This is a genomic window from Streptomyces flavidovirens DSM 40150, assembly GCF_000429085.1.
Classification (GTDB): Bacteria; Actinomycetota; Actinomycetes; order Streptomycetales; family Streptomycetaceae; genus Streptomyces; species Streptomyces flavidovirens.
The window spans coordinates 433,761-453,214 of record NZ_AUBE01000003.1 but is presented as its reverse complement, the minus strand read 5'-3'; the positions used below and the strand labels follow the sequence as shown (position 1 = coordinate 453,214).

Below are 19,454 nucleotides of genomic sequence, written 5' to 3'. Positions count from 1 at the left end.
CCCACACCTGCGCACGCTGGCAGAACGACTCCTGAACGACCTGTCCCAGCTCCCCACCCCCACCACCCGGGCCGAACCAACACCCCTACAGGCCATCAGAACAGCCTGCCCAACATGGCCCACCAAGACCCCACCACCCCCGGTGCCAACAGCGGACGAGACCACCCCCGCCCACCAACCAACGGTGCCGGGCGGGGACGTGTCGGGGCGCTCCCCGCAGGGCGTTGAACGCAACCACCGCCAACGAACCAACGCAGTACCCGAACGTTCGACGCCCGAGGAGACGCCCCGGCGCGGCACCGCCCCCGAAGCCACCGCACCCCCACCCCCCAACGCCCCCGCGAACAGCGCCCACCCCCCGCTGCCAGAGCCAGTCGCAGCCCCCCTCCCCACCCCCCTCCAAACCCGCCTGCACGCAGCCTGGCTAGGCCGCGCCGCCGGCTGCCTCCTGGGGAAACCGGTCGAGAAGCTCCCCCTCACCGCCATCCGCCAACTCGCCGCCGCCACCGGCAACTGGCCCCTGAAGACCTGGTTCACCGCCCAAGGCGCCCCCCGCGACCTCCTCGCCCGCCACCCCTGGAACCGCCGCTCCGCCCCCACCTCCCTGGCCGAGAACATCAACGGCATGCCCGAGGACGACGACCTGAACTATCCCCTCCTCGGCCTGCTCCTCCTCCAGCGCCACACCAAAGCCTTCACGACCACCCAGCTTGCCAACCTCTGGCTGGACGAGCTCCCGGCCGGCCGCACGTTCACCGCCGAACGCATCGCCTACCGCAACCTCCTCCTCGGCCTGACACCCCCTCAAACAGCCACGCACCACAACCCCTTCCGGGAATGGATCGGCGCCCTGATCCGCGCCGACATCCACGGCTGGACGCACCCCGGCAACCCGGCCGCCGCCGCCGAACAGGCCCACCGGGACGCGACCCTCACCCACACCGCGAACGGCGTGTACGGCGCGATGTTCATCGCGGCGACCATCGCCGAAGCCGCCGCCGGCACCACCGACGTACACCACTGCCTGCGCACCGGCCTGACCGTCGTCCCCCCGGAGTCCCGCCTCGCTCAAGCCGTCCGCTTCGGCATCAAAGCAGCAGCCAAAGCGTCAAGAGCCACCTTCGACACCGTCGTGGACGACCTCCACGCCGCCTACGGCCACCACCACTGGGTACACGTGCTCCCGAACGCCGCCCTGATCGCGGCGGCCCTCACCCACGCCGACGGCGACTTCGCCGGCTCCATCTGCCGAGCCGTGTCCGGCGGCTGGGACACCGACTCCAACGGCGCGACCACAGGCAGCATCGCCGGCCTGCTCACCGGCTCCCCCGAGGCGATCCCCACCCACTGGACCGCCCCCCTCCGCAACCGCCTGGCCACTTCCGTCGCAGGCTTCGACGGCATCGGCTTCGACACCCTGGCCCACCTCACCCACACGGAGGCACTACGCCCATGACCTCGGCACCAGCCCCAACCCCCACACCAGCACCCGAACCCACACCCACACCACCCCCACCCCCACCCCCACCCTCACCCCCACCCCTCACCGGCCTACGAGTCCTGGACCTGGCCACCCTCTTCGCCGGCCCCCTGGCCGCCACCATGCTCGGCGACTTCGGTGCGGACGTGATCAAGGTCGAGCACCCGGCCAAACCCGACCCGTCCCGAGGCCACGGCCCGTCCAAGGACGGCATCGGCCTGTGGTGGAAACTCCTCGGCCGCAACAAACGCACCATCACCCTCGACCTCTCCGCCCCCACCGGCCGCGACGCCCTCCTGCGCCTCGCCGCCACCACCGACGTGATCATCGAGAACTTCCGCCCCGGCACCCTGGAGAAATGGGGCCTGGGCCCAGCCGAACTGACCGCCGCGAACCCCCGCCTCGTCCTGGCCCGAGTCACTGGCTTCGGCCAGTTCGGCCCGTACTCCCACCGCCCCGGCTTCGGCACGCTCGCCGAGGCGATGAGCGGCTTCGCGGCGATCACCGGCGAACCGGAAGGCCCGCCCACGCTCCCCCCGTTCGGCCTGGCCGACTCGATCACGGCGCTCGCGACCGCCTACGCGGTGATGACCGCACTCACAGCCCGCACCACAACCAACGGAGGCCGGGGCCAGGTCATCGACATGGCCATCATCGAACCGATCCTCACCATCCTCGGCCCCCACCCCCTCTGGTACGACCAGCTCGGCTACATCCAGCCCCGCACCGGCAACCGCTCCCGCAACAACGCCCCCCGCAACACCTACCGCACCGCCGACGGCGCCTGGGTCGCGGTCTCCACCTCGGCGCAGTCCGTCGCCGAGCGCGTGATGCGCCTGGTGGGCCGCCCCGACCTCATCGACGAACCGTGGTTCACCACAGGCAGCGGCCGCGCCGAGCACGCCGACGAACTCGACGAGGCGGTTGGCCACTGGATCGCCCGCCACACGCGCGACGAGGCGCTTGCCGCGTTCGAAAAAGCCGAGGCGGCGATCGCCCCCGTCTACGACGTACGGGACGTCATGACTGACCCCCAGTACCGCGCCCTGGACACCATCACCGAGATCCAGGACCCCGACCTGGGCCCCCTGCGCATGCAGAACGTCCTCTTCCGCCTCTCCGAGACGCCCGGCGCGATCCGCTGGGCCGGCCGCCCGCACAACGCCGACACAGAAGCCGTACTCACCGAGGCGGGACTGTCCGCGTCCGAGATCGCCACGCTCCGCGCGACCGGCGGCACCCGATGACCACACCTCTCGCCGCCCTGACCTGGCTGTACGTACCGGGCGACCGCCCCGAAACGGTCGCCAAGGCGCTGCGGTCCGGCGCCGATGTCGTGATCGTCGACCTGGAGGACGCGGTCGCACCGGACCGCAAGGGGTACGCCCGCTCAGCGACGACCGAGCTTCTCACCGAGCGTCACCCCTCACTCCCCGTCCACGTCCGGGTGAACGCCCTGGGCAGTCCCTTCGCCGAGGCGGATCTGCGCGCCCTGGCCGGACTGCCCGGACTCTCGGCCGTCCGCCTCCCGAAGGTCACGGACCCCACCGAGGTACGGAACGTCGCGCAGCGGATGCCGGACGTACCGCTGTACGCCCTGCTCGAATCGGCGCTAGGCATCGAGCTCGCGCACGCCATCGCGGTGGCGCACCCTTCGCTACGAGGGATCGCTCTCGGCGAGGCGGACCTCTGCGCGGACCTGGGCGTACGGGACGACGCAGGGCTCGCGTGGCCACGCAGCCGGGTGGTGGTCGCGGCACGGGCGGCGGGCCTGGAGCCGCCGGTCCAGTCGGTGCACCCGGACGTCCGGGACCTGGAGGGGCTGGCGGCGTCGTGCGCGCGGGGCCGGGCGCTGGGCTTCCTCGGCCGTACGGCACTGCATCCTCGCCAGTTGCCGGTGATCGAGGGCGCTTTCCTCCCCACACCTCAGGAAGTCGAACAGGCGGAGGAAATCGTCAAGGCCGCCGCTGCGGAGGGGGGCGCGCTGGCCCTCCCGGACGGCCGCTTCGTCGACGCGGCGGTAGTCGCGGCCGCCCAGCGAACCCTGTCCCTGGCATCCCGCGCCACCGCCTGAGGGGTGGGGTGCGGCGCGCCTGCGCCGCACCCCACCCCTCAAACGCCGGACGCTCTAGTCCTTGGCCTCGGCGTCAGCCTTGCCGCCGGCCCCAGCATCAGCAACCGAATCACGATCACCATCAGCGTCGGCACCCACTTCGGCACCCGCACCCGCACCGTCCGCCCCCGAGTCGCCCTTCTCCAGCGAGACCGGCTCGACGATCTCCTCGCGCCCCGGCCGCGCCTTCGCGGAGATCACGAAGTACGCGACGGCGAACACCAGCACCACGATCGAGGTCCACACATTGAGCCGCAGTCCCAGCACGTGGTGCGCCTCGTCGACGCGCATGTACTCGATCCAGCCGCGGCCCATGCAGTACAGCGCGACGTACAGCGCGAAGACCCGCCCGTGTCCGAGCCTGAAGCGGCGGTCGGCCCAGATGACGACCAGCGCCGCGCCGACGCACCACAGCGACTCGTACAGGAAGGTCGGGTGGTACGTCCCCGCTTCGCGGTTCACGCCCTCGGAGATCTTGACGGCCCAGGGCAGATCGGTCGGCCGCCCGTACAGCTCCTGGTTGAACCAGTTGCCCCAGCGGCCGATCGCCTGGGCGAAGGCGAGACCGGGAGCCATCGCGTCGGCCCAGGCGGGCAGCGGAATCCCGCGGCGGCGGCAGCCGATCCAGGCGCCGACCGCGCCGAGAGCGACGGCTCCCCAGATACCGAGGCCGCCCTCCCAGATCTTGAACGCGTCGACCCAGTTCCGACCCTCGCTGAAGTACAGCTGGTAATCAGTGACCACGTGGTAGAGCCGCCCGCCGACGAGGCCGAACGGCACCGCCCACACGGCGATGTCGGCCACCGTGCCGGCTTTACCTCCCCGGGCGACCCAGCGCTTGTTGCCGTACCAGACGGCCACAAAGACGCCAATGATGATGCAGAACGCGTAGCCGCGGAGCGGGATCGGTCCGAGCTCGATCACACCGGTCGACGGGCTGGGGATGTAGGCAAGGTCCATGGCAGGGTCGACGCTACCTTGCCGGGTGGGACGTACGACAACCCACCCGGCAACGTCTGGATAACGAGCCACCCCGCGCTCACGCCCCCGGGCGCGCCCGGGCCCGCGCCCGGGCCCCACACACCTACGGCGTAACGGGAGGCACAGACGCCTGAGGCACAGACGCCTGAGGCACGGAGGCCGCAGGCACAGACGCCCGGGGCGCGGACGAGACGGGAGGCACCGAAGCCGGGGCCGCGGCTCCCGGAGGTGCGGAGGCCTGCGGCGCGGACGACGCCGGAGGCGCGGGCGCCGGGGACGTCGCGGACCCGGGCGGAGTGGCGGTCGCCGTCCCCGCCTTCTTGCCCTTGTTCGCCTCGGCGACCCACTTCTTCAGGTTCTCCGGCGAGATCTGCTCGTTGCCCTTCTTCGGGAAGATGGACTCCCCGTTGAGCCGCACGGTCGGTGTCCCGCTGACGTCGCTCTTCTGGAACGCCTCGTGGGACTTCCGCACCCAGCCGTTGTGCGTCCCGTCGGCGACACACTGCTTGAACGGTTCTGTGACGAGCCCGTCGACCTTCCCCGCCAGCTCGATCAGCCGGCTTTCCTTGCCGAAGGCGTCGTCGGGCTCGGGCGGCTGGTTCTGGTAGAGCACGTCGTGGTACGGCGCGAACTTGCCCACGTCCTGCGCGCAGGCCGCCGCATTGGCCGCCTTCAGCGATCCGGAGCCGCCCATGTTCCCGTCGATGAGCGTGACCAGGTGGTACTCGACCTTGATCTGGCCCGCGTCCTCCAGCTCATGGATCGTGTCCCGCAAGGCGTTCTCGAACAGGGCGCAGGCGGGGCAGCGGAAGTCCTCCCACACCGTGAGGGTCGACGGTGCGTCCGCCGCCCCCACCACGATCTTCGGATCGCCCTTGTCGTCCGTGCCCTTGGGCGCCACCACGGTGCTCGCGCTGTCGTCGCCGTCCCCGTCCGAGCCCGTGTTCGCGGCGAGAATGCCCACCACGGCGGCCAGCCCCAGCACGCCGACCACGGCCGAGGCCACGATCAATGTCCGCCTGCGCCTGTCACGCGCCTTCTGCGCCTCGCGCTCCTGAATGAGGCGCTCGCGGGCGGTTCGTTTTCCCTCACGGTTCTTGTCACTCACACCCGCAGCAACGAACCGGGAAGGCGCCGGCGCGCCTCCCCGGTCCAGGTCCACCCTTACGGGCTACACCGCTCAGTTGTTCGCGTCAGCCGGCACCAGGCGGTATCAGGCAGCGCCGGCCCCGCCGCCGCCCCTGCGCACGCCCTCGGCCAGCTCGCCCGCAAGCGCCCGTACGGCGTCAAGACCGGCCGTCGCGTCCGGCGCGTCCAGCAGCCGCTGAACGAAAGCGGACCCGACGATCACGCCGTCGGCGAAGGCGGCGACCTCCTTGGCCTGTACGGCGTTGGAGACCCCGAGCCCGACGCACACCGGCAGCTCGGTCGTCGCCCGCGTCCTGCGCACCAGATCCTGGGCCTGCGCGCCGACGGACTCCCGCGTACCGGTCACGCCCATCAGCGAGGCCGCGTAGACGAATCCCGACCCCGCCGCCGTGATCGTGGCGAGGCGCTCGTCCTTGCTGCTCGGAGCGACCACGAAGACCGTGGCCAGGCCGTGCTTCTCGGCGTGCTCGCGCCACAGCGCCGACTCCTGGACCGGCAGGTCGGGCAGGATGCAGCCCGCGCCGCCCGCTTCCGCCAGCTCCGCCGTGAAGCGCTCCACGCCGTAGCGGTCGATCGGGTTCCAGTACGTCATGACGAGCACCGGCGCCCCGGTCGCCTCGTGCGCCTCCCGAACCGTGCGCATCACGTCGGCGATCTTCACTCCGCCGCGCAGGGCGATGTCGTCGGCGGTCTGGATGACCGGCCCGTCGAGCACCGGGTCGCTGTGCGGCAGCCCGACCTCGACGACGTCCGCGCCGCCCGCGATGACCGCCTTGACGGCCTCGATACCGCCGTCGACGGTCGGGAAGCCGGCCGGAAGATAGGCGATCAGAGCTGCCCGGTTCTCTGACTTGGCCCGCTCCAGGGTGTCGCTCAGCAGCTGAATGTTCCCGCTCACTTGGTGTCCCTCTGGATCTCGGCGGCGCCGTCGACGGCGGAGGCGTCGGCCTCGACCTCGGCGTCGGTGTCGTACAGGCCGAAGTAACGGGCGGCCGTGTCCATGTCCTTGTCGCCGCGCCCGGACAGGTTGACCAGGATCAGCCCGTCCTTGCCGAGCTCCTTGCCGAGCTCCAGCGCGCCGGCGAGCGCGTGGGCGCTCTCGATGGCCGGGATGATGCCTTCGGTACGCGAGAGGAGCAGCAGGGACTGCATCGCCGCGTCGTCCGTCACGGCCCGGTACTCGCCGCGTCCGCTGTCTTTGAGGTACGCGTGCTCCGGGCCGATGCCGGGGTAGTCCAAGCCCGCCGAGATGGAGTACGGCTCGGTGATCTGGCCCTCCTCGTCCTGGAGGACGTACGACCGCGAGCCGTGCAGGATGCCCGGCTCGCCCGCGGACAAGGTGGCCGCGTGCTCGCCGGTCGAGATGCCGTGCCCGGCGGGCTCACAGCCGACCAGGCGTACCTCCGCGTCCGGGATGAACGCGTGAAAGAGGCCGATGGCGTTGGACCCGCCGCCGACGCACGCGACGGCCGCGTCCGGCAGCCGCCCCGTCCGCTCCAGGATCTGGCGGCGTGCCTCGACGCCGATGACCCGGTGGAAGTCGCGGACCATGGCGGGGAAGGGGTGCGGTCCGGCGACCGTGCCGAAGAGGTAGTGCGTACGGTCGACGTTGGCGACCCAGTCGCGAAACGCCTCGTTGATGGCGTCCTTCAGGGTGCGGCTGCCGGACTTCACGGCGACGACCTCGGCGCCGAGCATCCGCATCCGGGCCACGTTCAGCGCCTGGCGCTGGGTGTCGATCTCGCCCATGTAGATGGTGCATTCGAGACCGAACAGGGCGCACGCGGTGGCGGTGGCCACCCCGTGCTGTCCGGCGCCGGTCTCCGCGATCACGCGCGTCTTGCCCATGCGCTTGGTGAGCAGCGCCTGGCCGAGCACATTGTTGATCTTGTGCGAGCCGGTGTGGTTCAGGTCCTCCCGCTTGAGGAAGATCCGCGCGCCGCCCGCGTGTTCGGCGAACCGGGGCACCTCGGTCAGCGAGCTGGGGCGGCCGGTGTAGTTGACCATGAGCTCGTTCAGCTCGGCCGCGAAGGCCGGGTCGGACTTGGCCTTGTCGTACTCGACGGCGACCTCGTCGACCGCGGCGACGAGCGCCTCCGGGATGAACTTGCCGCCGTACGCGCCGAAGTAGCCCTCGGCGCTGGGGACGGTGCCCTCGGGGTCCGGAATGAAGAAGTCAGAAGACATCCGACGTACTCCTCAGAAGGGGCTGGCGCCCCATGAAAGATCAACGGGTGGGATTGACCGTATGCGCCGCGCACGGGCCCGCCCCGGTACGCCTCGGAGGCATCCGGGCGTACGGGCATGACGAATGGCCCGAATCGCTACAGCGCGCCTTCGGTGCGCCATCGCATGCCGTTGATCTGGCCCGGCTCCGAACCGATGTGGTACCGCACCCGGCGTCCCCGCACCCGCCGCGCCGGAGCCCGGCACCCGCGCGGACGGCACCCGCGCGCCAGCGGGGCGTGCGGGTCGCGCGGCCGCGCCCCGGCGAGCGGGCGAAGACCCGGCCGGGTGAGTGCGACGGTACGGCGGAGAGCGGTCATCGGGGTGAGGGTCAGCTCCGGCCGTGGCGCAGGGCGGGGTGGGCGCCCGCGGCGACGAGGTCGGCAACGGCGCCCTTCGGGTCGCGGCCGGTGACCAGCGACTCGCCCACGAGCACCGCGTCGGCGCCCGCGTTGGCGTACGCGATGAGGTCGTGCGGGCCGCGGACGCCGGACTCGGCGACCGTGACGATGCCGGCCGGGATCTCGGGGGCGACGCGCTCGAACGTGCCGCGGTCGACCTTGAGCGTCTTGAGGTCGCGCGCGTTGATGCCGATGATCTTCGCGCCGGCCTCGACCGCGCGCTCGACCTCCTCCTCGTCGTGCGCCTCGACGAGCGGTGTGAGCCCGATGGACTCGGCCCGCTCGATCAGGGAGACGAGGGCCTCCTGCTCCAGGGCTGCGACGATCAGCAGCGCCAGGTCGGCGCCGTACGCCCGCGCCTCCCACAGCTGGTAGGCCGTGACGATGAAGTCCTTGCGCAGCAGCGGGATGTCGACCTTGGCGCGTACGGCCTCCAGGTCGGCCAGCGAACCGCCGAAGCGCCGCTGCTCGGTCAGTACGGAGATGACGGCCGCGCCGCCCGCCTCGTAGTCGGCGGCGAGTCCGGCCGGGTCGGCGATCGCGGCGAGCGCGCCCTTGGAGGGGCTGGAGCGCTTGACCTCGCAGATGACCTTGACGCCGTCACCGCGCAGGGCGGCGACTCCGTCCTTGGCCGGGGCCGCCTTCGCCGCGCGGTCCTTGAGCTCGTCGAGACTGACGCTTGCCTGCCGCTCCGCAAGGTCGGCGAGCACGCCTTCGATGATCTCGTCGAGCACACTCACGCGAGCGGCCCCCTTCCGGGAGGGTGATGGTGGACCAGGATCAGCCATACCAATGCTATCCGCAGGAGGCCTCAGGTCTCGCATCGAGTGGCGACCCGTCCCACCACCTGGGACTTCACGGGGCCAGCGCCGAGCCGAACGGCAGGTTCCGGACGACGCTGAAGACCGCTGCCACGGCGCCGATCGCCCACCAGTGGGCGGGCCTGAGGGTGATCCGTACGGGGATTCCCCGGCCGGCGCGTACCACCCAGACGGCCCACAGCACGGCGAAGACGCCGTACCCGACGACGGCCATGGCGTTGGCGCCGAAGGCAGCCGCCAGATCACCGGTGGCGACGGCGTGCGCGCTGCGCAGTCCGCCGCAGCCGGGGCAGTAGATGCCGGTGAGCTGGAGGAGCGGGCAAACGGGATAGTGGCCCGGCTCGTTGGGGTCCACCGTGCCGACGTACGCGAAGGCCGCCAGTACGCCCGCCATCGCGGCGGCCGGTGCGGCGAGCCGCCGGGCGAGGGGCGCGGGGGCGGGTCGCGCGGGGGCCGGTGAGGGCGGCGGCGAAGGGGCCGGGGCAGGCGAAGGCTCGGTATCCACCCGCCGATTGTCCCCCGCTCATGAGGAAAGGCGCAGCCCGTCAGGACTGCGCCTCGCGTCAGAACCGCGTCACCACCACGTCGGCGCCGCGTCAGCACCGCGCCCGCGCCGCGCCGGCGGCCGCCTCAGCACCGGCGAAGGCCGGGCCGGGGAAAGCCGTCAGTGGGGTCACTGGTGTCAGTGGGTCTGGATCTGGCTGTTGGGCTGCTGCCGGCCGGCCTCTTCACGGGCCCGGCGCATCTCCTCGGACTCCTTGGCCATGCCGAGGCCCGCGGCCTTCATGGCCATTCCGACGACACCACCGAGCAGTATCACGACGATTCCCGCCCAGAAGCCGAGCGGATTGGCCAGCACCGTGAAGGCGCCCGAAATGCAGAAACCGATGAAGGCGATGGTGACACCGGTCCAGGCGGCCGGGGTGTGTCCGTGGCTGCTGCCCGCCATGAGTTGCTCCTCGTTGCTGTTGCTCTGTGGTGAGGGGTGAGTCCGTGAGTCGTACGCTCGTCGCTCATTGTCCCGCACGATGACCGGCGACGTGATCTCGGGGGTCATGCGCCGCGCGTCGGGTCCTCGCCGCGGTCGAGTGCCTTCCAGAGGTCCTCGGGCCGGTCCGGGTCCGGGGCGGCGGGCGCCTTGCGGGCGCGTGGGCTGCCGTCGCGCTCGTAACGGCCCGACATGGCGGGCCACGTCCGGCCGCACCACAGTGCGAGCAGCCCGGCGGCCAGGATGAGGAGGCCACCGGCGGCGGTCACGTACGGCCATGCGGTGTGGGTCAGGGAGCCTGCCGTCGCCGCGGCGTCGCCGGTCATCTTCGCGGCCTTCTCGTCGAGCGCCGCGCCGCCGGACGCGCCGAGGAGGGCGGTGACGGCGGCGCCCGCGCCGCTCAGCGCCAGCAGCCCGGCGACCAGCAGGCGGCCCGCCCTGCGGACGGCGAATACGGCGACCAGCGCGGCGAGGCCGACGATGGCCAGCGCGGCGGGGGCGCCGGTGACGTCCTGCCCCTCGGCATCGAGCGGCAGCGCCCCGCCGGGGACGACGGCCGCGCCCTCGGCCCAGGTGCGGCCCGAGGCGAGGAGCACGACGGCGGCGCCGAGGGCACCGAGCAGCAGCGCGGCGGCGAGACTGCGGCGGCCCGTGGAGGCGGCCGGCGCGGTCTCGCCGCGCGGAAGCGGAAGGGGTACGGGGGATGCGGCACTCACGTACTCCACTATCCCTTACGTCCGTTCCGCGCCTGGGAGGGGGCTCAGAGGCGGTTCGCCGTGTGCACCGCGCGCAGCACGGCGGCCGCCTTGTTCCGGCACTCGGTGTCCTCGGCGACGGGGTCGGAATCGGCCACCACACCCGCTCCGGCCTGCACGTACGCCGTGCCGTCCCGCAGCAGGGCGGTGCGGATGGCGATGGCGGTGTCCGAGTCGCCGGCGAAGTCGAGGTAGCCGACGCAGCCGCCGTACAGTCCGCGGCGTGACGGCTCCAGCTCCTCGATGATCTGCATGGCGCGCGGCTTCGGAGCGCCGGACAGCGTCCCGGCGGGGAAACAGGCGGTCAGTACGTCGAAGGCGCTGCGGCCCGGCGCGACCCGCCCCGTCACGGTCGACACGATGTGCATGACGTGCGAGTACCGCTCGACGGACATGAAGTCGACGACCTCGACGCTGCCGGGCTCGCAGACCCGGCCCAGGTCGTTGCGGCCGAGGTCGACGAGCATCAGGTGTTCGGCGCGCTCCTTGGGGTCGGCGAGCAGCTCGTCGGCGAGGGCCTGGTCCTCCTGCGGTGTGGCGCCGCGGTGCCGGGTCCCGGCGATCGGGTGCACCATGGCGCGCCCGTCCTCGACCTTGACCAGCGCCTCGGGGCTGGAGCCGACGACGTCGAAGCCGTCGAAGCGGAAGAGGTACATGTACGGCGACGGGTTGGTGGCGCGCAGCACCCGGTAGACGTCGAGCGCGCTCGCCGTGCACGGTGTCTCGAAGCGCTGGGACGGTACGACCTGGAAGGCCTCGCCCGCGCGGATACGCTCCTTGATGTCGTCGACGGCGGCCTGGTAGGCCGCGCCGCCCCACAGCGCGGTGTACGGCGGCAGCTCGGACGGCGGCAGGGTGGTGGGCGCGGTCGGCACGGCCCGGCTGAGGTCGGCCTCCATCGCGTCGAGCCGGGCGACGGCGTCGGCGTACGCCTCGTCGACGCCCGTGTCGAGGTCGTTGTGGTTGATCGCGTTGGCGATCAGCAGCACCGAGCCGTCCCAGTGGTCGAGTACGGCGAGGTCCGAGGTCAGCAGCATGGTCAGTTCGGGCAGCCGGAGATCGTCCCGCCCGTGCTCGCCGATCTTCTCCAGGCGGCGTACGACGTCGTACCCCAGGTAGCCGACCATGCCGCCGGTGAACGGTGGCAGGCCGCCCGCGAGGTCGCGCGGGGTGTGCAGGGCCTCGATGGTGGCGCGCAGCGCATCGAGCGGATCGCCGCCCACGGGTACGCCGACGGGCGGCGTCCCGAGCCAGTGCGCCTGCCCGTCGCGGACGGTGAGGGTGGCGGCGCTGCGTACGCCGACGAAGGAGTACCGGGACCAGGAGCGGCCGTTCTCGGCGGACTCCAGGAGGAAGGTGCCGGGGCGCTCGGCGGCGAGCTTGCGGTACAGGCCCACCGGCGTGTCGCCGTCCGCGAGGAGCCTGCGGCTGACGGGGATGACACGCCGGTCGACGGCCAGCTTGCGGAAGGTCTCGATGTCCATGGCCGGTGACCTTACTTCGCGAGGGGGAGCAGTACGTCGGAGTCGAAGCAGGTGCGGTCGCCGGTGTGGCAGGCTGCGCCGACCTGGTCGACCCGTACGAGCACGGTGTCGGCGTCGCAGTCCAGCGCGACGGACTTGACGTGCTGGAAGTGCCCGGACGTGTCGCCCTTGACCCAGTACTCCTGGCGGCTGCGCGACCAGTACGTGCAGCGGCCGGTGGTCAGCGTCCGGTGGAGCGCCTCGTCGTCCATCCACCCGAGCATCAGCACCTCACCGGTGTCGTACTGCTGGGCGATGGCCGGGACCAGACCGTCGGCGGCGCGCTTGAGGCGGGCGGCGATGGCGGGGTCGAGGCTGCTGGGAGGGGGCGTACTGGTCATGTCCGCCATTGTGCCGCGCCCGCGGGCCGCGCCACGGACGCCGTCCGGTCATTGGACTCATTGGACGCGCGGCGCCGTGGCACTGGCGGGGGCAACGGCCGTACGCTGACCGCATGTCGACCCATGCCAAGCGCGAACGACTCCTCCTCGCCGACCTGCTGGAGGCGGCCGGACCCGATGCCCCGACGCTGTGCGACGGCTGGAACACCCGTGAGCTCGCCGCCCATGTGGTGGTGCGCGAGCGCCGCGCCGACGCGGCGGGCGGGATAATTCTGGGGGCGCTGAAGAGCCGGCTCGAACGGGTGCAGGCGGAGTTCGCCGCTAAGCCGTACGAGGAATTGATCCAGCTCATCCGTACGGGTCCGCCACGGATGTCTCCGTACGCCCTCAAGCAGCTCGACGAGGCCGCCAACACGGTCGAGTTCTACGTCCATGCCGAGGATGTCCGGCGGGCGCAGCCCGACTGGACGCCGCGCGAGCTCGACGCGGTCTTCGCGAACGCCCTGTGGTCGCGGATCGAGAAGGCGGCGCGCGTGCTGGGCCGCAAGGCGCCGGTGGGTGTGGTGCTGCGCCGCCCGGACGGGCAGACGGCGGTGGCGCATCGCGGGACGCCGGTGGTGACGGTCACGGGTGAGCCGGGTGAGCTGGTGCTGTTCGCCTTTGGGCGGCAGGACGCGGCGCAGGTGCAGATGGAGGGCGACAAGGACGCGATCGAGCGCCTGCGCGGCGCGAAGCTGGGCATCGCGATGTAGCAACGCCGGAGGGGCTGGATTTGGTTGCGGCAACCATCCAGCCCGTCCGGCGTTGACCCGCTAGCGGACCGGGTGGCCCGCCTCGCGCAGCGTGTCCTTGACCTGGGAGATCCGCAGGTCGCCGAAGTGGAACACCGACGCCGCCAGCACCGCGTCCGCCCCCGCCGCGATGGCCGGCGGGAAGTGGTCGAGGCGGCCGGCGCCGCCCGACGCGATCACCGGCACCGTCACGTGCTTGCGCACCGCCGCGATCATCTCCGTGTCGTAGCCGTCCTTCGTACCGTCGGCGTCCATCGAGTTGAGCAGGATCTCGCCCGCGCCCAGCTCCGCCGCCCGGTGCGCCCACTCGACCGCGTCGATGCCGGCGGACTTGCGCCCGCCGTGCGTCGTGACCTCGAAGGAGCCGGATTCCGTACGGCGTGCGTCGACCGACAGGACGAGGACCTGGCGCCCGAAGCGTTCCGCGATCTCGCGGATCAGGTCGGGGCGGGCGATGGCGGCGGTGTTGACGCCGACCTTGTCCGCGCCGGCCCGCAGCAGGTTGTCGACGTCCTCGGTGGTGCGTACGCCGCCGCCGACCGTCAGCGGGATGAAGACCTGCTCGGCGGTGCGGCGCACCACGTCGTACGTCGTCTCCCGGTTGCCGGAGGACGCGGTGATGTCGAGGAACGTCAGCTCGTCGGCGCCCTCCGCGTCGTACAGCTTGGCCATCTCGACGGGGTCGCCGGCGTCGCGCAGATTCTGGAAGTTGACGCCCTTGACGACCCGGCCGTTGTCGACGTCCAGGCAAGGGATCACTCGTACCGCGAGGGTCATGCCGCCCCACCTGCCCGGTAGGCCTCAAGCTCGATCTCGACGACCAGGCTCGGGTCCACGAAACCCGAGACGATGATCAGCGACGCCGCCGGGCGGACGTCGTCGAACAGCTCCTTGTGGGCGCGGCCCACGTCGTCGACGTCCCGCGCGTGCGTGATGTACATGCGGGTGCGGACCACGTCCTCACGCCCCAGGCCGACCTGCTCCAGCGCGCCGAAGGCGACGCCGAAGGCGGTGATGGTCTGCTCGTACGGCGTACCGGCGTCGATGACGCCGTCCACGACCGACGTGCAGCCCGACACCAGGACGAGCCCGTTCGGCAGCTCCACCGCGCGGGAGTAGCCGAACTGCTCCTCCCACGGGGCGCCGGTCGTGACCTTGCGTACGGAACCGGAAGAGGAAACCGTCATGCGGACACCGCCGCCAGCGCCTCTTCCAGCGTGAACGCCTTCGCGTACAGCGCCTTGCCGACGATCGCGCCCTCGACGCCCTCGGGGACGAGCGACGCGATCGCGCGCAGGTCGTCGAGGGACGAGACGCCGCCGGAGGCGACGACGGGCTTGTCGGTCGCGGCGCAGACGTTCTTCAGGAGCTCCAGGTTCGGGCCCTGGAGCGTGCCGTCCTTGGCGATGTCGGTGACGACGTACCGTGCGCAGCCCTCGGAGTCGAGGCGCGCCAGCGTCTCGTAGAGGTCGCCGCCGTCGCGGGTCCAGCCGCGGCCGCGCAGGGTCGTGCCGCGTACGTCGAGGCCGACCGCGATCTTGTCGCCGTACTCCGCGATGACCTTGGCGACCCACTCGGGGGTCTCCAGCGCGGCCGTGCCGAGGTTGACGCGCTTGCAGCCGGTGGCGAGGGCGGCGGCGAGCGAGGCGTCGTCGCGGATTCCGCCGGACAGCTCGACCTTGATGTCCATGGAGCGGGCGACCTCGGCGATCTGGTCCCGGTTGTCACCGGTGCCGAACGCCGCGTCGAGGTCGACGAGGTGCAGCCACTCGGCGCCCGCCTGCTGCCAGGCGAGGGCGGCCTGGAGCGGATCGCCGTACGACGTCTCCGAGCCGGACTCGCCATGGACGAGGCGCACGGCCTGGCCGTCGCGGACGTCGACGGCGGGGAGCAGTTCAAGCTTCGCGGAGTTCGCGGAGGACATCACAGGGTTCCGATCCAGTTGGTCAGCAGCTGGGCGCCGGCGTCGCCGGACTTCTCGGGGTGGAACTGGGTCGCCCACAGCGCGCCGTTCTCGACGGCCGCCACGAAGGTCTCACCGTGCGTGCTCCAAGTGACCTTGGGCGCACGGATCTTGGCGTTGGTGACTTCCAGGCTCCAGTCGTGCACGGCGTACGAATGCACGAAGTAGTAGCGCGTGTCGGCGTCGAGACCGGCGAACAGCTCGCTGTCCTCGGGCGCCTGGACCGTGTTCCAGCCCATGTGGGGGACGACGGGTGCCTTGAGCGGTCCGACCGTGCCGGGCCACTCGTCGAGGCCTTCGGTCTCCACGCCGTGCTCGATGCCGCGCTCGAAGAGGATCTGCATGCCCACGCAGATGCCCATGACCGGGCGCCCGCCGGCCAGCCTGCGGCCGACAATCCAGTCGCCGCGCGCCTCGCGCAGCCCCGTCATGCAGGCGGAGAAGGCACCGACGCCGGGAACCAGCAGTCCGTCGGCGTTCATGGCCTTGTCGAAGTCGCGGGTGATCTCGACGTCCGCGCCGACGTGGGCCAGCGCCCGCTCGGCGGACCGGACGTTGCCGAAGCCGTAGTCGAAGACGACGATCTTCTTCTTGTCGCTCATTCCCAGAGTCCTTGAATTCGCATGACACCGGCGACCAGGCACATCACGGCGCCGATGCCGAGAAGCACGATGACACCCTTGGGCAGCTGCTGCTTCCAGAAGGAGTACACGCCGCCCAGGAGGAAGAGGCCGACGACGATCAGGACGGTCGAGAGGCCTGTCACAGTGCGCCCTTGGTCGAGGGGAGGATGCCCGCGGCGCGCGGGTCGTGCTCCGAGGCGTACCGCAGGGCACGGGCCAGGGCCTTGAACTGGCACTCCACGATGTGGTGCGCGTTGCGCCCGTACGGGACGTGCACGTGCAGGGCGATCTGGGCCTGCGCGACGAAGGACTCCAGGATGTGCCGGGTCATCGTCGTGTCGTACTCGCCGATCATCGGCGCCATCTTCTCCGGCTCGGTGTGTACGAGGTACGGGCGGCCGGAGAGGTCCACGGTGACCTGGGCGAGCGACTCGTCCAGCGGGACCGTGCAGTTGCCGAAGCGGTAGATGCCGACCTTGTCGCCGAGCGCCTGCTTGAAGGCGGCGCCCAGCGCGAGGGCGGTGTCCTCGATCGTGTGGTGCGAGTCGATGTGCAGGTCGCCGTCGGTCTTCACGGTGAGGTCGAAGAGGCCGTGGCGGCCGAGCTGGTCGAGCATGTGGTCGTAGAAGCCGACACCTGTCGACACGTCGACCTTGCCGGTGCCGTCGAGGTCTATCTCGACGACGACCGAGGTCTCCTTCGTGGTGCGCTCGACGCGCCCAATGCGGCTCATGAGCTGTGCTCCTTTTTGAGTGCGCGTACCGCATCGAGGAACGCGTCGTTCTCTTCGGGGGTGCCGGCCGTGACCCGCAGCCAGCCCGGTACGCCGTTGTCACGGACCAGGACGCCCTGGTCGAGGATCCGCTGCCACGCCTCGTGGGAGCCGGCCGCGCCGTCGAACCGGCCGAACTGGACGAAGTTCGCGTCCGAGTCCGTGACCTCGTATCCGATGGCGCGCAGCTCGTCGACCAGGCGGTCCCGCTCGGTCTTGAGCTGCTCGACGTACCCCAGCAGCGTATCGGTGTGCTCCAGCGCGGCGAGCGCGGTGGCCTGGGTGACGGACGACAGGTGGTACGGCAGGCGTACCAGCTGTACGGCGTCGACCACGGCGGGGTCGGCCGCGAGGTAGCCGAGGCGCAGGCCGGCGGCGCCGAAGGCCTTCGACATGGTGCGGGAGAGCACCATGTTGGGGCGGCCCTCGATCAGGGGCAGCAGGGACGGGTGGTGGCTGAATTCGCCGTACGCCTCGTCGACGACGACCAGGGACGGCTTGGCCGCCCGGGCGGCCTCGTACAGCGCGAGGACGGTGTCCGCTCCGACCGCGGTGCCGGTGGGGTTGTTGGGCGAGGTGATGAAGACGACGTCGGGACGGTGTTCGGCGATGGCCTTCTCGGCCGCCGCGACGTCGATGGTGAAGTCCTCGTGGCGCGGCCCGGAGATCCAGCCGGTGCCGGTGCCGCGCGAGATGAGGCCGTGCATGGAGTACGACGGCTCGAAGCCGATCGCGGTACGGCCGGGCCCGCCGAAGGTCTGGAGCAGCTGCTGGATGACCTCGTTGGAGCCGTTGGCCGCCCAGACGTTCTCCATGGCGACCTCGTGCCCGGCGGTGCGGGTGAGGTAGCGGGCCAGCTCGGTGCGCAGCTCGACCGCGTCGCGGTCCGGGTAGCGGTTGAGCTCGCGGGCCGCGTCGCGCACCCGCTCCGCGATGCGCTCGACGAGCGCCTCGGGCAGCGGGTACGGGTTCTCGTTGGTGTTGAGGCGTACGGGCACGTCAAGCTGCGGCGCGCCGTACGGGGACTTGCCGCGCAGCTCGTCGCGGATGGGGAGGTCGTCGATACGGGTCGTACGAGTCGTATCGGTCATTGCGTCGGCACCTTCCACTCGAAGCGCGCCTTCAGGGCTGCGCCGTGCGCCGGAAGGTCCTCCGCCTCCGCCAGCGTCACCACGTGGTGCGTGACCTCGGCGAGCGCGTCCCGCGTGTAGTCCACGATGTGGATGCCGCGCAGGAACGACTGGACCGACAGGCCCGAGGAGTGGCAGGCGCAGCCGCCGGTCGGCAGGACGTGGTTGGACCCGGCGCAGTAGTCGCCGAGGGAGACGGGGGCGTACGGGCCGACGAAGATCGCGCCGGCGTTGCGTACGCGCCGGGCGAGCGCGGCGGCGTCGGCGGTCTGGATCTCCAGGTGCTCGGCGCCGTACGCGTCGACGACCTTGAGGCCCTCCTCCATGGAGTCGACCAGGACGATCGAGGACTGCTTGCCGGCGAGCGCCGGGAGGATCCGGTCGTCGCGGTGCTTCGTGGCGGCCACCTGCGGCTCCAGCTCCTTGGTGACCGCGTCCGCGAGCTCCTCGGAGTCCGTCACCAGGACGGCGGCGGCCAGCGGGTCGTGCTCGGCCTGGCTGATCAGGTCGGCGGCGACGTGCACCGGGTCGGCCGTCTCGTCCGCGAGGACGGCGATCTCGGTCGGTCCGGCCTCGGTGTCGATGCCGATGAGGCCGGTGAAGTAGCGCTTGGCCGCGGCGACCCAGATGTTGCCGGGGCCGGTGACCATGTTGACGGGCGGGCACTCGTCGGTGCCGTACGCGAACATCGCGACGGCGGTGGCGCCGCCCGCGGCGTACACCTCGTCGATGCCGAGCAGCGCGCAGGCCGCCAGGATCGTCGGGTGCGGCAGGCCGCCGAACTCCGCCTGAGCGGGGGACGCCAGGGCGATGGATTCGACGCCGGCCTCCTGGGCCGGGACCACGTTCATGATCACGGAGGAGGGGTAGACCGACCGGCCGCCGGGCGCGTAGAGGCCCACCCGCCCGACCGGCACCCACCGCTCGGTGACGGTGCCACCGGGTACGACCTGGGTGGTGTGCTCGCCGCGCCGCTGCTCGCGGTGCACGATGCGGGCGCGCCGGATGGATTCCTCCAGAGCGGCCCTGACCTTGGGGTCGAGCTGCTCCAGGGCGGTGGCGAGCGCTTCGGCCGGGACCCGTACCCGCTCCAGCTTCACGCCGTCGAATTTCTCCGCGTACTCGATCAGCGCCGCCGTGCCCCGATGATGCACGTCCTCGCAGATGGGCCGCACCTTGTCGAGGGCGGCCTGTACGTCGAAGTCGGCACGGGGCAGCAGGTCGCGCAGGTCGGCGCCCTCGGGGAGGGCGTCACCGCGCAGATCGATTCGAGAGATCACGCTGCCAATTCTCTCAGACCCCATCCGGCAGCCGAGCCTCCGTATCACTGGCTGATACACACCCCAGGAGTCTTTCGTGACCACTAGCGTTCAGCCCGTCACCCAGAGGGAAGAACG

Annotated in this window: 23 protein-coding genes; 4 read left to right on the top strand and 19 right to left on the bottom strand. The window is 71.5% G+C overall.

Annotation, left to right across the window (positions count from 1 at the left end; all coding sequences use genetic code 11):
- The first annotated feature begins 7 nt into the window (after nt 1-7).
- Genes G412_RS33580 through G412_RS0107295 form a run of 3 tightly spaced genes read left to right on the top strand, consistent with a single transcriptional unit; the run spans nt 8 to nt 3,554 of the window.
- A complete protein-coding gene (locus G412_RS33580; protein WP_244282874.1) occupies nt 8-1,456 on the top strand; it encodes an ADP-ribosylglycohydrolase family protein in 1,449 nt (482 codons plus the stop codon).
- Entirely contained in the window at nt 1,453-2,727 is a 1,275-nt protein-coding gene (locus G412_RS33575; protein ID WP_037647932.1) for a CaiB/BaiF CoA transferase family protein, read from the top strand. The genes G412_RS33580 and G412_RS33575 overlap by 4 nt, the downstream gene beginning before the upstream one ends.
- Nucleotides 2,724-3,554: an HpcH/HpaI aldolase/citrate lyase family protein gene (locus tag G412_RS0107295; RefSeq protein WP_028811509.1), complete on the top strand. Its 831-nt coding sequence runs from the start codon at nt 2,724-2,726 to the stop codon at nt 3,552-3,554. Before G412_RS33575 ends, G412_RS0107295 begins: the two co-directional genes overlap by 4 nt.
- A 54-nt stretch (nt 3,555-3,608) precedes the next feature.
- On the opposite strand, the gene lgt is transcribed toward G412_RS0107295, so the two are convergent.
- The 11 genes from lgt to hisI form a co-directional block, all read right to left on the bottom strand.
- A complete protein-coding gene (gene lgt / locus G412_RS0107290; RefSeq protein WP_028811508.1) occupies nt 3,609-4,553 on the bottom strand; it encodes a prolipoprotein diacylglyceryl transferase in 945 nt (314 codons plus the stop codon).
- A gap of 124 nt (nt 4,554-4,677) precedes the next feature.
- Nucleotides 4,678-5,682 carry a thioredoxin domain-containing protein gene (locus tag G412_RS33570; RefSeq protein WP_078606832.1) on the bottom strand — a complete coding sequence of 335 codons (1,005 nt, stop codon included), beginning with the start codon at nt 5,680-5,682 and terminating at the stop codon, nt 4,678-4,680.
- Between the two features lie 105 nt (nt 5,683-5,787).
- Nucleotides 5,788-6,621, bottom strand: coding sequence for a tryptophan synthase subunit alpha (gene trpA / locus G412_RS0107280; RefSeq protein WP_028811507.1), 834 nt, complete (start codon nt 6,619-6,621; stop codon nt 5,788-5,790).
- A complete protein-coding gene (gene trpB / locus G412_RS0107275; RefSeq protein WP_028811506.1) occupies nt 6,618-7,910 on the bottom strand; it encodes a tryptophan synthase subunit beta in 1,293 nt (430 codons plus the stop codon). Before trpB ends, trpA begins: the two co-directional genes overlap by 4 nt.
- 137 nt (nt 7,911-8,047) lie before the next feature.
- Nucleotides 8,048-8,269: a tryptophan biosynthesis modulator TrpM gene (trpM, locus tag G412_RS0107270; RefSeq protein ID WP_028811505.1), complete on the bottom strand. Its 222-nt coding sequence runs from the start codon at nt 8,267-8,269 to the stop codon at nt 8,048-8,050.
- A gap of 11 nt (nt 8,270-8,280) precedes the next feature.
- A complete protein-coding gene (trpC, locus tag G412_RS0107265) occupies nt 8,281-9,090 on the bottom strand; it encodes an indole-3-glycerol phosphate synthase TrpC (RefSeq protein ID WP_028811504.1) in 810 nt (269 codons plus the stop codon).
- A gap of 115 nt (nt 9,091-9,205) precedes the next feature.
- Nucleotides 9,206-9,676: a DUF2752 domain-containing protein gene (locus tag G412_RS0107260; RefSeq protein ID WP_028811503.1), complete on the bottom strand. Its 471-nt coding sequence runs from the start codon at nt 9,674-9,676 to the stop codon at nt 9,206-9,208.
- A 177-nt stretch (nt 9,677-9,853) separates the two neighbouring features.
- Nucleotides 9,854-10,120, bottom strand: coding sequence for an HGxxPAAW family protein (locus G412_RS0107255; protein ID WP_028811502.1), 267 nt, complete (start codon nt 10,118-10,120; stop codon nt 9,854-9,856).
- A 104-nt stretch (nt 10,121-10,224) separates the two neighbouring features.
- Nucleotides 10,225-10,884, bottom strand: coding sequence for a TIGR02234 family membrane protein (locus tag G412_RS0107250; protein WP_028811501.1), 660 nt, complete (start codon nt 10,882-10,884; stop codon nt 10,225-10,227).
- 35 nt (nt 10,885-10,919) lie between these two features.
- Entirely contained in the window at nt 10,920-12,398 is a 1,479-nt protein-coding gene (locus G412_RS0107245) for an anthranilate synthase component I (RefSeq protein WP_028811500.1), read from the bottom strand.
- An 11-nt stretch (nt 12,399-12,409) separates the two neighbouring features.
- The gene (gene hisI / locus G412_RS0107240; protein ID WP_028811499.1) at nt 12,410-12,778 is read right to left on the bottom strand and encodes a phosphoribosyl-AMP cyclohydrolase; all 369 of its coding nucleotides are present in this window, start codon (nt 12,776-12,778) and stop codon (nt 12,410-12,412) included.
- Between the two features lie 113 nt (nt 12,779-12,891).
- Between hisI and G412_RS0107235 the strand changes: the two genes are divergently transcribed.
- Complete coding sequence (locus G412_RS0107235; protein WP_028811498.1) at nt 12,892-13,530, top strand: TIGR03085 family metal-binding protein; 639 nt, start codon at nt 12,892-12,894, stop codon at nt 13,528-13,530.
- Nucleotides 13,531-13,590: 60 nt separating this feature from the next.
- Here G412_RS0107235 and hisF read toward each other — a convergent pair whose 3' ends face one another.
- From hisF to hisD, 8 genes are read right to left on the bottom strand one after another with little or no spacing between them, the layout of a single operon-like run.
- Nucleotides 13,591-14,346 (bottom strand): imidazole glycerol phosphate synthase subunit HisF, encoded by a 756-nt coding sequence (gene hisF / locus G412_RS0107230; RefSeq protein ID WP_028811497.1) that lies wholly within the window; start codon nt 14,344-14,346, stop codon nt 13,591-13,593.
- Entirely contained in the window at nt 14,343-14,756 is a 414-nt protein-coding gene (locus tag G412_RS0107225; protein ID WP_028811496.1) for a RidA family protein, read from the bottom strand. The genes hisF and G412_RS0107225 overlap by 4 nt, the downstream gene beginning before the upstream one ends.
- Nucleotides 14,753-15,493: a bifunctional 1-(5-phosphoribosyl)-5-((5-phosphoribosylamino)methylideneamino)imidazole-4-carboxamide isomerase/phosphoribosylanthranilate isomerase PriA gene (priA, locus tag G412_RS0107220; protein WP_037647928.1), complete on the bottom strand. Its 741-nt coding sequence runs from the start codon at nt 15,491-15,493 to the stop codon at nt 14,753-14,755. Before priA ends, G412_RS0107225 begins: the two co-directional genes overlap by 4 nt.
- Nucleotides 15,493-16,134: an imidazole glycerol phosphate synthase subunit HisH gene (hisH, locus tag G412_RS0107215; protein WP_028811494.1), complete on the bottom strand. Its 642-nt coding sequence runs from the start codon at nt 16,132-16,134 to the stop codon at nt 15,493-15,495. The genes priA and hisH overlap by 1 nt, the downstream gene beginning before the upstream one ends.
- Entirely contained in the window at nt 16,131-16,298 is a 168-nt protein-coding gene (locus G412_RS40070; RefSeq protein WP_028811493.1) for a hypothetical protein, read from the bottom strand. The genes hisH and G412_RS40070 overlap by 4 nt, the downstream gene beginning before the upstream one ends.
- Nucleotides 16,295-16,888, bottom strand: a complete 594-nt coding sequence (gene hisB, locus G412_RS0107205; protein ID WP_028811492.1) for an imidazoleglycerol-phosphate dehydratase HisB — start codon at nt 16,886-16,888, stop codon at nt 16,295-16,297. The genes G412_RS40070 and hisB overlap by 4 nt, the downstream gene beginning before the upstream one ends.
- Nucleotides 16,885-18,018, bottom strand: a complete 1,134-nt coding sequence (locus tag G412_RS0107200; RefSeq protein WP_028811491.1) for a histidinol-phosphate transaminase — start codon at nt 18,016-18,018, stop codon at nt 16,885-16,887. Before G412_RS0107200 ends, hisB begins: the two co-directional genes overlap by 4 nt.
- Nucleotides 18,015-19,337 (bottom strand): histidinol dehydrogenase, encoded by a 1,323-nt coding sequence (hisD, locus tag G412_RS0107195; RefSeq protein WP_028811490.1) that lies wholly within the window; start codon nt 19,335-19,337, stop codon nt 18,015-18,017. Before hisD ends, G412_RS0107200 begins: the two co-directional genes overlap by 4 nt.
- Nucleotides 19,338-19,454 lie beyond the last annotated feature (117 nt).

Bases quoted from the DNA above. Each gene is read 5' to 3' on its own strand.
- G412_RS33575 (WP_037647932.1), top strand. From the start codon at position 1,453: ATGACCTCGGCACCAGCCCCAACCCCCACACCAGCACCCGAACCCACA.
- priA (WP_037647928.1), bottom strand. From the start codon at position 15,493: ATGTCCTCCGCGAACTCCGCGAAGCTTGAACTGCTCCCCGCCGTCGAC.
- lgt (WP_028811508.1), bottom strand. From the start codon at position 4,553: ATGGACCTTGCCTACATCCCCAGCCCGTCGACCGGTGTGATCGAGCTC.
- G412_RS0107235 (WP_028811498.1), top strand. From the start codon at position 12,892: ATGTCGACCCATGCCAAGCGCGAACGACTCCTCCTCGCCGACCTGCTG.
- hisI (WP_028811499.1), bottom strand. From the start codon at position 12,778: ATGACCAGTACGCCCCCTCCCAGCAGCCTCGACCCCGCCATCGCCGCC.
- G412_RS0107255 (WP_028811502.1), bottom strand. From the start codon at position 10,120: ATGGCGGGCAGCAGCCACGGACACACCCCGGCCGCCTGGACCGGTGTC.
- G412_RS0107295 (WP_028811509.1), top strand. From the start codon at position 2,724: ATGACCACACCTCTCGCCGCCCTGACCTGGCTGTACGTACCGGGCGAC.
- hisH (WP_028811494.1), bottom strand. From the start codon at position 16,134: ATGAGCGACAAGAAGAAGATCGTCGTCTTCGACTACGGCTTCGGCAAC.
- G412_RS0107200 (WP_028811491.1), bottom strand. From the start codon at position 18,018: ATGACCGATACGACTCGTACGACCCGTATCGACGACCTCCCCATCCGC.
- trpM (WP_028811505.1), bottom strand. From the start codon at position 8,269: ATGACCGCTCTCCGCCGTACCGTCGCACTCACCCGGCCGGGTCTTCGC.
- hisB (WP_028811492.1), bottom strand. From the start codon at position 16,888: ATGAGCCGCATTGGGCGCGTCGAGCGCACCACGAAGGAGACCTCGGTC.
- G412_RS0107245 (WP_028811500.1), bottom strand. From the start codon at position 12,398: ATGGACATCGAGACCTTCCGCAAGCTGGCCGTCGACCGGCGTGTCATC.
- hisF (WP_028811497.1), bottom strand. From the start codon at position 14,346: ATGACCCTCGCGGTACGAGTGATCCCTTGCCTGGACGTCGACAACGGC.
- G412_RS0107225 (WP_028811496.1), bottom strand. From the start codon at position 14,756: ATGACGGTTTCCTCTTCCGGTTCCGTACGCAAGGTCACGACCGGCGCC.
- trpB (WP_028811506.1), bottom strand. From the start codon at position 7,910: ATGTCTTCTGACTTCTTCATTCCGGACCCCGAGGGCACCGTCCCCAGC.